Source organism: Citrobacter sp. Marseille-Q5395, from assembly GCF_947057495.1.
Classification (GTDB): Bacteria; Pseudomonadota; Gammaproteobacteria; order Enterobacterales; family Enterobacteriaceae; genus Citrobacter; species Citrobacter murliniae.
Genome location: NZ_CAMSEL010000021.1, coordinates 30,059 through 41,868, shown reverse-complemented (window position 1 = coordinate 41,868; position 11,810 = coordinate 30,059). Strand labels below are relative to the sequence as shown.

Annotated in this window: 12 protein-coding genes and 1 tRNA gene; 9 read left to right on the top strand and 4 right to left on the bottom strand. The window is 52.6% G+C overall.

The features are described from left to right. The 8 genes from OH663_RS20960 to ldtA all read left to right on the top strand — a co-directional run bounded on the left by OH663_RS20960 (position 1) and on the right by ldtA (position 6,704). Positions 1-282, top strand: coding sequence for an energy-coupling factor ABC transporter substrate-binding protein (locus OH663_RS20960; protein WP_006683999.1), 282 nt, complete (start codon positions 1-3; stop codon positions 280-282). After that, entirely contained in the window at positions 269-946 is a 678-nt protein-coding gene (locus tag OH663_RS20955; protein WP_045444423.1) for an energy-coupling factor ABC transporter transmembrane protein, read from the top strand. Before OH663_RS20960 ends, OH663_RS20955 begins: the two co-directional genes overlap by 14 nt. A gap of 8 nt (positions 947-954) precedes the next feature. Continuing rightward, positions 955-1,770, top strand: a complete 816-nt coding sequence (locus OH663_RS20950; protein WP_048221159.1) for an energy-coupling factor ABC transporter ATP-binding protein — start codon at positions 955-957, stop codon at positions 1,768-1,770. Beyond that, a complete protein-coding gene (locus OH663_RS20945; RefSeq protein ID WP_200013245.1) occupies positions 1,767-3,287 on the top strand; it encodes a cobyric acid synthase in 1,521 nt (506 codons plus the stop codon). The genes OH663_RS20950 and OH663_RS20945 overlap by 4 nt, the downstream gene beginning before the upstream one ends. Continuing rightward, positions 3,284-3,829, top strand: a complete 546-nt coding sequence (gene cobU, locus OH663_RS20940) for a bifunctional adenosylcobinamide kinase/adenosylcobinamide-phosphate guanylyltransferase (RefSeq protein WP_200013244.1) — start codon at positions 3,284-3,286, stop codon at positions 3,827-3,829. Before OH663_RS20945 ends, cobU begins: the two co-directional genes overlap by 4 nt. Continuing rightward, on the top strand, positions 3,826-4,569 hold the full coding sequence (gene cobS / locus OH663_RS20935) for an adenosylcobinamide-GDP ribazoletransferase (RefSeq protein ID WP_045444409.1): 744 nt from the start codon (positions 3,826-3,828) through the stop codon (positions 4,567-4,569). Before cobU ends, cobS begins: the two co-directional genes overlap by 4 nt. A gap of 25 nt (positions 4,570-4,594) precedes the next feature. Beyond that, the gene (gene cobT, locus OH663_RS20930) at positions 4,595-5,659 is read left to right on the top strand and encodes a nicotinate-nucleotide--dimethylbenzimidazole phosphoribosyltransferase (protein ID WP_200013243.1); all 1,065 of its coding nucleotides are present in this window, start codon (positions 4,595-4,597) and stop codon (positions 5,657-5,659) included. Between the two features lie 118 nt (positions 5,660-5,777). Continuing rightward, the gene (gene ldtA / locus OH663_RS20925) at positions 5,778-6,704 is read left to right on the top strand and encodes a L,D-transpeptidase (RefSeq protein ID WP_200013267.1); all 927 of its coding nucleotides are present in this window, start codon (positions 5,778-5,780) and stop codon (positions 6,702-6,704) included. A 28-nt stretch (positions 6,705-6,732) separates the two neighbouring features. On the opposite strand, the gene OH663_RS20920 is transcribed toward ldtA, so the two are convergent. The 4 genes from OH663_RS20920 to OH663_RS20905 all read right to left on the bottom strand — a co-directional run bounded on the left by OH663_RS20920 (position 6,733) and on the right by OH663_RS20905 (position 10,474). Beyond that, positions 6,733-7,416: an ABC transporter ATP-binding protein gene (locus OH663_RS20920; RefSeq protein WP_045444403.1), complete on the bottom strand. Its 684-nt coding sequence runs from the start codon at positions 7,414-7,416 to the stop codon at positions 6,733-6,735. A gap of 10 nt (positions 7,417-7,426) precedes the next feature. Beyond that, positions 7,427-9,115, bottom strand: coding sequence for an ABC transporter permease (locus tag OH663_RS20915; protein ID WP_045444400.1), 1,689 nt, complete (start codon positions 9,113-9,115; stop codon positions 7,427-7,429). Beyond that, positions 9,099-10,136 carry an extracellular solute-binding protein gene (locus tag OH663_RS20910; RefSeq protein ID WP_048221163.1) on the bottom strand — a complete coding sequence of 346 codons (1,038 nt, stop codon included), beginning with the start codon at positions 10,134-10,136 and terminating at the stop codon, positions 9,099-9,101. The genes OH663_RS20915 and OH663_RS20910 overlap by 17 nt, the downstream gene beginning before the upstream one ends. 262 nt (positions 10,137-10,398) lie before the next feature. Next, positions 10,399-10,474 (bottom strand) — tRNA-Asn (locus tag OH663_RS20905). Positions 10,475-10,798: 324 nt separating this feature from the next. Here OH663_RS20905 and nac point away from each other — a divergent pair. Next, entirely contained in the window at positions 10,799-11,716 is a 918-nt protein-coding gene (gene nac / locus OH663_RS20900; protein WP_045444396.1) for a nitrogen assimilation transcriptional regulator NAC, read from the top strand. Positions 11,717-11,810 lie beyond the last annotated feature (94 nt).

Below are 11,810 nucleotides of genomic sequence, written 5' to 3'. Positions count from 1 at the left end.
ATGAAAAAGACGCTGATTCTGTTAGGGATGGTGGTGGCGCTGGTGATCCTGCCGTTCTTTATTAACCACGGCGGAGAATACGGTGGCTCGGATGGCGAAGCAGAAAGCCAGATTCAGGCTATCGCCCCTCATTATGAGCCATGGTTCCAGCCGTTGTATGAACCCGCCAGCGGAGAGATTGAAAGCCTGCTGTTTACGCTTCAGGGATCTCTTGGTGCAGCGGTCATTTTCTACATTCTGGGTTACACCAAGGGCAGACAACGTCGTGATGACCGGGCTTGACAGGCTTAGCTACCAGAGCCGCTGGTTTCATGTCTCACCACAGCGGAAATTCCTGCTCTGGCTGCTGATGATGATCCTGGCCTTTACTCTGCCCCCGATGGGGCAGGGTATTGAGCTGTTACTTATTGCCGCTCTGAGTTGCTGGTTGCTGCGCATTTCTTTCTGGCGCTGGTGCCGCTGGATGGCATTGCCCTTTGGGTTTCTGGTAGTTGGTGTTGTGACGATTTTATTTAGCGTCAGTCGCGATCCGCAGACCTTACTGGCCAGCCTTCCGGTGGGGAGCTACTGGCTGGGGATCACCTCCTCGGGCTTACATACCGCCAATGAGACGTTCTGGCGTAGTCTGGCGGCACTGGCGGCAACATTCTGGCTGGTGCTTAACTTGCCATTTCCGCAGTTAATCATTCTGCTCAAACGTGCGCATGTTCCACGACTGCTCACTGAACAGATCCTGCTGACCTGGCGCTTTATTTTTATTCTGTTAGACGAAGCGCTCGCCATTCATCGCGCACAAACGCTGCGTTTTGGTTATCGTAGTTTGCCGTTGAGCTATCGTTCGCTGGCGATGCTGGTGGGATTGTTGTTTACGCGCGTGTTGATCCGCTATCAACAAATGACCACCACACTGGATATCAAACTGTATCAGGGTGATTTTCACCTGTAAGGAAAAGTATGCTTGCCACCTCAGCGCTTTGGTTTCGCTATCAGGATGACCCCATCCTTAAAGGGCTAACGCTGGACTTTTCTCCGCATGCTGTCACCGGACTGGTGGGAGCGAACGGCTGCGGGAAATCTACGCTGTTTATGAATCTGAGTGGTTTACTACGCCCGCAGCAGGGGGCGGTGATGTGGCAAGGAAAACCGCTGGATTACAGCAAGCGTGGTCTGCTGGCGCTGCGCCAGCAGGTGGCAACCGTATTTCAGGATCCCGATCAGCAAATCTTTTATACCGACATTGACAGTGACATCGCATTCAGTTTGCGCAATCTGGGTGTGGATGAGGCTGAAATTGCCCGACGGGTTGACGATGCATTGACGCTGGTTGATGCGCAACATTTCCGCCATCAGCCCATTCAATGCTTAAGCCACGGGCAAAAGAAACGTGTTGCGATTGCAGGGGCGCTGGTGTTGCAGGCGCAGTATCTGTTACTGGATGAACCCACTGCGGGCCTTGATCCATCGGGTCGTGCGCAGATGATTGAGATTATTAAACGCATTGTGGCGCAAGGAAATCATGTGGTCATTTCCAGTCATGATATCGATCTTATTTATGAAGTTAGCGATGCAGTTTACGTTTTACGCCGAGGGGAAGTGCTGACGCACGGCACACCGGGTGAGGTATTTGCCCGCACGGATCTTATTGAACAAGCAGGATTAACTCAGCCCTGGCTGGTGAAGCTGCATACACAGTTAGGTTTCCCGCTGTGTAAAACAGAGGCTGAATTTTTTAGCTGTATGCGAGAGAACGCACTGAAGGAGGCGTCATGACGCAGGCAATAATGTTGCAGGGAACGGCATCTGATGTGGGCAAAAGCGTACTGGTTGCCGGACTGTGTCGTATTTTTCACCAGGATGGATTGCGGACTGCACCGTTTAAATCGCAGAACATGGCGCTTAACTCTGGAATAACCCCAGAGGGTAAAGAGATGGGGCGCGCGCAAATTTTTCAGGCGGAAGCCGCAGGGATCACACCGGATGTGCGTATGAATCCGGTGCTGCTTAAACCGACCAGTGACCGTAAAGCCCAGGTCGTGTTAATGGGCAAAGTCGCCACCGATATGGATGCGGTGAGTTACCACGAATACAAACCGCGCCTGCGGGAACAGATTATTTCGGTTTATAACAGCCTGGCTCAGGAGTTTGATGTGCTGGTGCTGGAAGGGGCGGGAAGCCCGGCTGAGATTAACCTACGCGATCGCGATATCGTCAATATGGGCATGGCGGAAATGGCGCAGTGTCCGGTTGTTCTGGTTGCCGATATCGATCGTGGTGGGGTGTTTGCCTCAATTTACGGTACGTTGGCGCTGCTGCACGATCACGAACGCGCCAGAGTAAAAGGCGTAATCATCAATAAATTTCGTGGTGATGTGGCGTTGCTCTATTCCGGTATTGAACAAATTGAAGCGCTGACCGGCGTTCCAGTGCTCGGCGTGATGCCGTGGCTGGATGTTGATCTGGAAGATGAGGATGGTGTCGCGTTGCAAAAAGGCAAATATTTGCGCACCGATAAACGAGATATAGAGATTGCTGTCGTTCAACTACCACATATTTCCAACTTTACTGATTTCAACGCACTGGCGGCACAACCGGACGTTCGCGTTCGCTATGTGCGTCACCCGGAGGAACTGGCGGGTGTTGACCTGGTGATCCTGCCCGGCAGTAAAAATACGTTGGGCGATCTGGTCTGGCTGCGTGAAAGTGGTACGGCGCACGGCGTGTTGCAACTACATCGCCAGCACGTTCCGGTGGTGGGCATTTGCGGTGGTTACCAGATGCTCGGCGATACCATCATTGATGAGGTGGAGTCAGGACTCGGTACGCTGCCGGGGCTGGGGTTGCTCAATACCGTAACCCATTTTGCCCAGAACAAAACAACGACCCTGGTTGAGGGGCAGATGTCCTCCTCTTTGCCTGACTGGCTGGCGGACGCGGCGGGCTTATCCGTTCGCGGTTATGAAATTCATATGGGTGAAACGGAATTAACCACGCAATGCCAGTCGGTGATGACGTTGCACAAAGACGGCGGTAATGTGGCTGATGGCGCGGTAACCCCCGATGGTCTGGCGTTTGGCACCTATCTTCATGGTCTGTTCGACAGCGATGAATTCACTCGTGCGCTGGTTAATGGTCTGCGTGTACGGAAAGGGTTAGCGCCGCTGGATTCCACCTTCCATTACGCGCAATATAAATCGCAGCAGTTTGATCTGCTGGCGGATGCGATGCGGCAACACATCGATATTGAGAAAATTTATACCATCATGCAGCAACATCGGGAGCCAGTATGATGATTCTGGTTACCGGCGGAGCACGCAGCGGCAAAAGTCGGCATGCTGAGGCGCTAATTGCTGATTCTCCGAACGTGCTGTACATCGCGACTTCACAGATTTTTGATGACGAGATGGCTGCACGAATTCAGCATCATCGCGATGGTCGTCCTGCGCACTGGCGTACCGCTGAGCGTTGGCAACATCTTGATGAGCTGATAACGGCGACGAACGATCCACAAGAGGCGATTTTACTGGAGTGCATCACCACGATGGTGACCAATCTGCTCTTTTCACTGGGCGGTGATAGCGATCCCGACAACTGGGATTACGCGGCAATGGAGAAATCCATTGAGGCAGAGATGCATATGCTGATCGAAGCTTGTCAGCGTTGTCCGGCAAAAATCGTTCTGGTTACCAACGAAGTGGGGATGGGGATTGTTCCGGAGAATCGTCTGGCGCGGCATTTTCGTGATATTGCCGGACGAGTTAACCAGCGCCTGGCAGCGGCAGCGGATGAGGTCTGGCTGGTGGTATCTGGAATTGGAGTCAAAATTAAATGAGTAAGTTGTTCTGGGCAATGCTCTCTTTTATCAGTCGCTTGCCTGTTCCGACACGGTGGTCGCAAGGACTCGATTTCGAACAGTATTCGCGCGGAATCGTCATGTTTCCCCTTATCGGCGTGGTGCTAGGGGGACTCTCTGGTCTGGTGTTTATGGCGTTGCAACCCTGGTGCGGTATTCCACTGGCCGCACTGTTTAGCGTGTTGGCTTTGGCGCTGCTGACCGGTGGTTTTCATCTTGATGGCCTGGCGGACACCTGTGACGGCATTTTTTCTGCTCGTCGGCGCGAACGCATGCTGGAAATCATGCGTGACAGTCGCCTGGGGACGCACGGTGGGCTGGCGCTGATTTTCGTTCTGCTGGCTAAAGTGCTGGTGGTGAGCGAACTGGCTTTGCGCGGAACACCGATGCTCGCGGCACTGGCGGCGGCCTGTGTGGCGGGGCGGGGAACCGCTGTTCTGCTGATGTACCGGCATCGTTATGCCCGAGAAGAGGGGCTGGGAAACGTCTTTATTGGCAAAGTAACCGGACGACAAACCTGCGTAACGTTGGGGTTTGCGGCAATCCTTGCCGCAGTACTGCTTCCTGGCATGCGTGGCGTGGCGGCTCTGGTCGTCACGATGGTGGCAATTTTCATTCTTGGGCAATTACTGAAACGCACGTTGGGTGGACAAACCGGCGATACGCTGGGTGCGGCCATCGAACTTGGCGAGCTGATCTTCTTGCTGGCTCTGCTTTGAGTCAGCCTACACATTGAGAACCCTTATGCAGACTTTATCCTCTTTACTCCAGGCGATCCCTTCACCCGATAGTGCTGCGATGTTGAGTGCGCAGAAGCATATTGACGGATTACTCAAACCACCGGGTAGTCTTGGTCGACTTGAATCTCTTGCCGTGCAACTGGCTGGTATGCCGGGCCTTAAGGGTGTGCCGCATGTCGGGGGAAAAGCGATGCTGGTGATGTGTGCCGATCACGGCGTATGGGATGAGGGCGTTGCTGTTTCACCCAAAGTGGTCACGGCTATTCAGGCGGCAAATATGACGCGCGGGACAACCGGGGTCTGCGTGCTGGCGACTCAGGCGGGTGCAAAGGTTCATGTGATTGATGTGGGGATTGATGCTGATCTTATCCCCGGCGTAGTCAATATGCGTGTGGCGCGTGGTTGCGGCAATATTGCTGAAGGTCCGGCTATGAGCCGCTCTCAGGCTGAAGAACTGCTGCTGGAAGTCATCCGCTATATCCGTGAACTGGCGGATGAGGGCGTGACACTGTTTGGCGTTGGTGAGCTTGGTATGGCAAACACTACGCCCGCAGCAGCGATTGTCAGCGTGTTGACCGGTAGCGATGCTGAGGATGTGGTTGGTATTGGCGCTAACCTTCCACTTTCCCGCGTTGGTAATAAGGTGGCGGTTGTCCGCCGGGCAATTGCCGTCAACCAACCTGACCCCAGTGATGGTATCGATGTGCTGGCAAAAGTCGGCGGCTTTGATCTTGTCGGTATGGCAGGCGTGATGTTAGGTGCTGCCTCCTGCGGTCTGCCGGTGCTGCTGGATGGGTTCCTCTCTTATTCAGCTGCACTTGCCGCCTGCCGGATAGCGCCTGAGATTAAGCCATATTTGATCCCTTCACACTTCTCTGCCGAGAAGGGAGCCAGGACCGCGTTGGCACATCTGGAACTGGAGCCGTATCTCAACATGGGGATGCGTTTAGGTGAAGGAAGTGGTGCCGCGCTGGCGATGCCGATTGTCGAAGCCGCCTGTGCGATGTACAGCAATATGGGGCATTTAGCTGCCAGCAATATTGTGCTACCAGACGGCAAGGAAGCGTAGTCCTCCGTGCCCCGCTGAATGGCGGGGTTTCTTTCTTATGGTGTACGTCGTAAATCCGAAAAACAGATAAAAAAGCTATAATTAACGGATATCTGTTGCGACGAAGGAAAGGACAATGATGCGTCGTGTAAAACTGCTATGTTCGCTTATCATGCTGTTCGCGAGTCAGGGAACACAGGCTGTAAGCTATCCGCTGCCACCCGAGGGAAGTCGTCTGGTGGGAAGTCCTTTGACAATTACGGTTCCGCAAGGAAATACTCAGCCGCTGGAGGCATTTGCTGCGCAGTACGGGCAGGGGCTAAGCAATATGCTTGAGGCCAACCCGGGCGTGGATGTCTATTTGCCGAAGTCGGGTTCAACGCTGGTTGTACCGCAGCAGATTATTTTGCCAGATACCGTACGTGAGGGAATTGTCATCAATGTCGCAGAAATGCGCCTTTACTATTACCCTCAGGGCACAAATACAGTTGAGGTTTTGCCGATCGGCATCGGTCAGGCGGGGAGAGAAACGCCACGTAACTGGGTGACAGCGGTAGAGCGGAAGCAGGAAGCACCGGGCTGGACGCCAACGGCGAATACCCGGCGAGAATATGCCGCTCGTGGGGAGAGCTTACCTGCTTTTGTTCCGGCCGGGCCAGATAATCCGATGGGGTTGTATGCCATTTATATCGGCAGGCTATATGCCATTCATGGAACAAATGCCAATTTTGGTATTGGGCTGCGGGTGAGCCAGGGCTGTATTCGTCTGCGTAATGACGATATCAAATACCTTTTTGATACCGTACCGGTTGGAACGCGCGTTCAACTTATCGACAGACCGGTGAAATATAGCGCAGAGCCAGACGGTAGCCGCTGGGTTGAGGTTCATGAGCCATTGTCCCGAAATCGCGCTGAATATGAGTCAGATAAAAAGATCCCACTACCGGTAACGCCTGCATTGCGTAGTTTTATCACAGGCAGTGATGTGGATGTTAATCGCGCGAATGCAACACTTGAACGACGCTCCGGGATGCCGGTGAATATCGGCCTGATTCATAAATATTAATGAGTAACAGGCGGCCTGTTTTTCGTGATCAAGTAAGACTGGCCGCTTGTTTAATGTGATACTGCCCCATTTTTACGAAACCGATATGGTCTGCCATCAACCGGGCTTCATGTTCACTGTGCGTAACCAGCAGCGCTGTTTGTCCGGCTGCACGCAAAATATCCCGAACCTCACCCCCCAGACGTTCACGGGTTCGCTTATCAAGACTGGAAAAGGGTTCATCCAGCAGCAGGATTTCAGGATGTGGCGCCAGTGCGCGAGCCAATGCAATACGCTGTTGCTGCCCACCTGAAAGCTCATGGGGATAACGGCTGGCATGGCTATGCAATTCCACCATGTTTAACAGATCTGCCACTCTGGCCTGCTGTTCTTCACGCGGCATACGTCGTAAGCCAAATGCCACGTTTTGTTGTGCCGTCAAATGAGGGAATAATGCATATTCCTGAAAAACCATGCCGACATGCCGTTTTTCCGGCGGCAGATGTACGCCAGGGCCGGCAACGTGCCTCTGAGAAACATAAATATCTCCGCGTTGCAGGCGTTCAAACCCGGCAACAGCACGAAGTACCGTGGTTTTCCCACAGCCTGAAGCGCCCAGCAGACAGGCGATTTCGCCTTTGCGCACAGACATAGAAAATCCGCTCAGCACCGGTTGCTGACTGTTGCCATATGCAACATGCACATCCTGGAGTCGTAATGCAATTTCTGACATTGGTACTCTCTTAACCACGGCGTGTCATCTGGTGACGCACCAGTAAAATAACCGGTAACGTGCCTGCTAAAACAATCATCAGCGCGGCAATTGCCCCTTCTTCATAGGTTCCGCGAGCGGCTTCTGCATACAGTAGCGTTGCCAGCGTTTCGAAATTGACAGGGCGTAAAAGTAGAGTCGTGGGCAGCTCTTTCATCGCATCGGCAAAGACCAGCAATGCACTGCTTACTATTGCTGGTCGTAGTAGCGGTAAATGGACTCGTGCAAATGTACCTGCGCCATTTTCACCCAGCAAACGCGAAGCCTGTTCAAGGGAAGGGGGGATACGACCCAGTCCGGAATCCAGCGCTCCGATGGCGATCGCCTGAAAGCGCATCGCACAGCAAATAATCAGCAGGATACCGGCAGACATGAGCGGCAAACCACGAATATCCAGTATATCGGCCAGCCAGCGGTCTACCGCCATAGCCGGCGGCAGAAAACCAATTGCCAGAATAGTGCCGGGCACCGCATAGCCCAAAGAGGCCAGACGCATCACGCCGCGACGAAAGCCTGGCATGGCGTTGTCTGCGGCACTATGACGCGCGCTCCAGGCCACCAGTAAACTGACGCAAACCACTACCAGCGTGGTTCCCGCCGCCAGCAATAGTGTATTTTGCAATGCGGAGAGCAACGAGGCGGAAAGCGGGTTCTTTTCACCTAAACGTTTGACGCTCTCCCACATTAAAAACAGTACCGGGGCAAGGAATCCCAAAATAACTGGCAGCGCAATCACTGAGCCGAGGAGCCATCCCCGCCAGCCGTGCACGCGTGTGGGTTGAATTTCTCGCAGGCTGCGGCTGCTGAATCCTTGCTTTCTGCGACCATAAAACTCCAGCGTCAGAATGAAGAAGATAAACATCAGCATCATGCAGGCGATTTGTGCAGCAGCGGATAAATCAGAACGGGAGATCCATGTGGTGTACACAGTGACCGTTAATGTTTGTACCCCGAGAAACTCCGACGCGCCAATATCGTTAAGCGTTTCCAGAAGTGCCAGACTGACACCGACTGCCAGCGCCGGACGTGCCATTGGCAGGGCTACGCGAAAGAAAGTCCCGGTTGCGCTGCACCCAAGCGTACGGGCAGCTTCCAGTAAATGGGCGGGCTGGCTGATGAACATGGCCCGGGTCGTCAGATAAACGTAAGGGTAAAGTACTAAACCGAGCAAAATAATGGCACCGGAAAGTGAACGTAGATCTGGCAGGCGGAACTGTCGTGGGCTGTCAAAGCCCAGTAAAAAACGGATGAATGTCTGCAGTGGGCCGATTGGATGCAGTAAATCGAGCCAGGCGAAGGCGACGATATAAGTCGGCATCGCCAGTGGCAACAGCAGTGCCCAACTGAGAATTTTGCGGCCTGGGAAGTCCCACGCCGTTACGGCCCACGCGCTACCAACGCCAATCACGCCCACCATCACAGCGACTCCCGCCAGCAGAAGTACTGTGTTTTTTAACGCTGAGGGCAATACAAACGCGATGAGATTATCCCAGTGAGATAAATCAGCCTGTGTAGCCTGCCAGATAAGCGCAACAATGGGTGTCAGGACACCTAGCGCAATGCATAACGCGCTAAGATGTAATGGTGTTAATAATGACTGCGGCCCGGAAACCAGGCCGCGTAACGTCGGAAACTGTAGCGATTTATTGATCGAATCCAACTTTATCTACCAGGAGGCTAGCTTGCTTACGGTACTTCACGATTTCGGTTAACGGAATTTTATCTACGTCGATTTCACCGATAGTGGCACTAATAACCGGATCGAGCGTAACGCCTTTCAGTACCGGATACTCAAAGTTTGCTTTCGCATATTGCTGCTGAGCGGGTGCGGAAACCAGGTATTCCATCAGTTTAATAGCATCTGCTTTATTAGGTGCATAGCGGGCTACGGCTGCACCGCTGATATTGACGTGCGTGCCACCATTTTCAAAGGTTGGCTTAACGACTTTAATCGCATCGCCCCACTGACGGGCATCGCTGCCTTGTTTGGCATTTTTCATATGGCCGACGTAATAGGAGTTAGCCAGGCCAATATCACAAATACCACCGAGGATATCGCGAGCTACGTCACGGTCGCCGCCGGTGGCTTTACGTGCCAGGTTAGCTTTCACACCGCGTAGCCACTCTTCTGTTTTGGCTTCACCGTGATGTGCAATCATGGCGGCAATCAGCGCCGTGTTATACGGGTGCTGTCCGGAACGGATACACACTTTACCTTTGTATTCAGGGCTTGCGAGTTGTTCGTAATGCCAGTTATCAATTGGCAGAGACTTCTCAGCGTAAAGTACGCGTGCTCGCATAGAAAGCGCAAACCACTGGTTATCTTCACCTCGCAGATTGGCCGGGATTGCAGTCTTCAACGTTTCGGATTGCACCGGTTGTGTCACGCCAGCTTCAACTAAATCGATGAGATTTCCGGCATCGACGGTCATCAGCAGATCTGCAGGGGAGTTTTTACCTTCCGCTTTTACACGCTCAAGCATGCCATCCTTGATATAAACGGTGCTTACTTTTATACCGCTGGATTGCGTCCAGCTATCAAGCAGGGGCTGAATCAGACCCGGTTCGCGGGTGGTATAGAGTGTTAACGTATCCTGGGCGAAAGCCGGCAGGCTAACGGAGAGTACCAGGGCTGATGCAAGCGTGATACGGCGCAGTCCAGTGCGAGGCAGAGCATTCATCGTTTATATCCCAGAGTAATTGGAACGTTCAGTGAACGAGCGAGCGCTCGTCCTTTCGGCAGTCGTACAATAAATGATAATCACTAGCACTTACAATAATTGCAAAGTTGAAACGATTTACATTTACACAACTTTAATCATTGGTGTGATGTGGCATCCGGCAGGTGAAAAACTGTTGGGAAGAGTGCTTAAGGAATGAGGTTTTTAATGGCAGTAAAAAAGTAAAAAGCCTGCTTAGTTTCCTGAGCAGGCTTCTTAAATTTGGCTCCTCTGACTGGACTCGAACCAGTGACATACGGATTAACAGTCCGCCGTTCTACCGACTGAACTACAGAGGAATCGTGTGAACGAGGCGCATATTAGCGAGGGTCGTAGGGGTTGTCAAAGGGGTAAATGCAAATGTGTGTTTGTTTGCTGACAAAATCAACAAAGCGACGATCTTTCAATCTTTTTATGTTTTTGCTCCATTCTGGTGCGCGCCTACCCGTGTTGGGGCAGGCAGAAAACTGCGCAAAGCATCGAGAATAGTTATTATTCACCATCGGCCCTTATTTTTCGGGTGGTTAGCGCGATTAACTGCAGCCAGGCGAAACTGGCAAGCATCTTGCAACCTGATAAATATGACTGCCAGCACGGGTTCTGGTATTCCGACAGGAGGCAAAATGAACTTCAGACGACTGAAATACTTCGTAAAAATCGTCGATATTGGTAGCCTGACCCAGGCCGCGGAGGTGTTGCACATTGCGCAACCTGCGCTGAGTCAGCAGGTTGCTACGCTGGAAGGTGAACTGGATCAGCAATTGTTGATTCGTACCAAGCGCGGCGTGACGCCAACTGAGGCCGGAAAGGTTCTTTATACTCACGCCCGGACTATCTTGCGTCAGTGTGAACAGGCGCAGCTCGCGGTCAATAATGTCGGGCAGACGTTGAGCGGGCAGGTGTCTATTGGGCTCGCACCTGGAACTGCCGCATCCTCAATAACGATGCCGTTATTACAAACTGTACGTGCCGAGCTGCCGGATGTTTTGGTTTACCTGCATGAAAACAGTGGCGCAGTGCTCAACGACAAACTGCTCAGTGGTCAACTTGATATGGCTGTGCTCTATGAGCGTTCGCCGGTGGCTGGGATTTCCAGTCAACCATTGCTAAAAGAAGATCTTTTCCTTGTTGGCACGCGTGACTGTCCGGGCCAAAGTGTTGATTTAATCGCAGTAGCTCAAATGAATCTGTTTCTTCCGCGAGATTATAGTGCGGTACGTTTACGTGTGGACGAAGCCTTTTCGCTACGTCGCTTAACGGCCAAAGTAATCGGGGAAATTGAGTCCATTTCCACATTAACTGCAGCTATTGCCAGCGGTATGGGGGTGACTGTTTTGCCTGAGTCGGCCGCTCGTTCATTATGTAATGCCGCAAATGGCTGGATGGCCCGGATTACAACTCCGTCGATGAGCTTGCCATTATCGCTGAATGTATCGGCCAGAGGGAGTTTGTCGCCGCAGGCACAAGCGGTAAAAGAAATTCTGTTATCACTGGTCAGCCGTCCGGCGCTGGAAAACCGCGAATTGCAGCTGGTCAGTTAAACCTTATTCCCGACAGGAATAAGATGCAGGTTTTTATTATTTGTTATGCCGGGCGTCAGACTTTAACAATAGCGTAATGTCTGATGTACCCGGA

What these genes read in the sequence shown, in the direction of transcription:
- cobS (WP_045444409.1), top strand. Translation starts at nt 3,826, where the DNA reads ATGAGTAAGTTGTTCTGGGCAATGCTCTCTTTTATCAGTCGCTTGCCT.
- OH663_RS20910 (WP_048221163.1), bottom strand. Translation starts at nt 10,136, where the DNA reads ATGAATGCTCTGCCTCGCACTGGACTGCGCCGTATCACGCTTGCATCA.
- OH663_RS20950 (WP_048221159.1), top strand. Translation starts at nt 955, where the DNA reads ATGCTTGCCACCTCAGCGCTTTGGTTTCGCTATCAGGATGACCCCATC.
- cobU (WP_200013244.1), top strand. Translation starts at nt 3,284, where the DNA reads ATGATGATTCTGGTTACCGGCGGAGCACGCAGCGGCAAAAGTCGGCAT.
- nac (WP_045444396.1), top strand. Translation starts at nt 10,799, where the DNA reads ATGAACTTCAGACGACTGAAATACTTCGTAAAAATCGTCGATATTGGT.
- OH663_RS20955 (WP_045444423.1), top strand. Translation starts at nt 269, where the DNA reads ATGACCGGGCTTGACAGGCTTAGCTACCAGAGCCGCTGGTTTCATGTC.
- OH663_RS20945 (WP_200013245.1), top strand. Translation starts at nt 1,767, where the DNA reads ATGACGCAGGCAATAATGTTGCAGGGAACGGCATCTGATGTGGGCAAA.
- ldtA (WP_200013267.1), top strand. Translation starts at nt 5,778, where the DNA reads ATGCGTCGTGTAAAACTGCTATGTTCGCTTATCATGCTGTTCGCGAGT.
- cobT (WP_200013243.1), top strand. Translation starts at nt 4,595, where the DNA reads ATGCAGACTTTATCCTCTTTACTCCAGGCGATCCCTTCACCCGATAGT.
- OH663_RS20920 (WP_045444403.1), bottom strand. Translation starts at nt 7,416, where the DNA reads ATGTCAGAAATTGCATTACGACTCCAGGATGTGCATGTTGCATATGGC.
- OH663_RS20960 (WP_006683999.1), top strand. Translation starts at nt 1, where the DNA reads ATGAAAAAGACGCTGATTCTGTTAGGGATGGTGGTGGCGCTGGTGATC.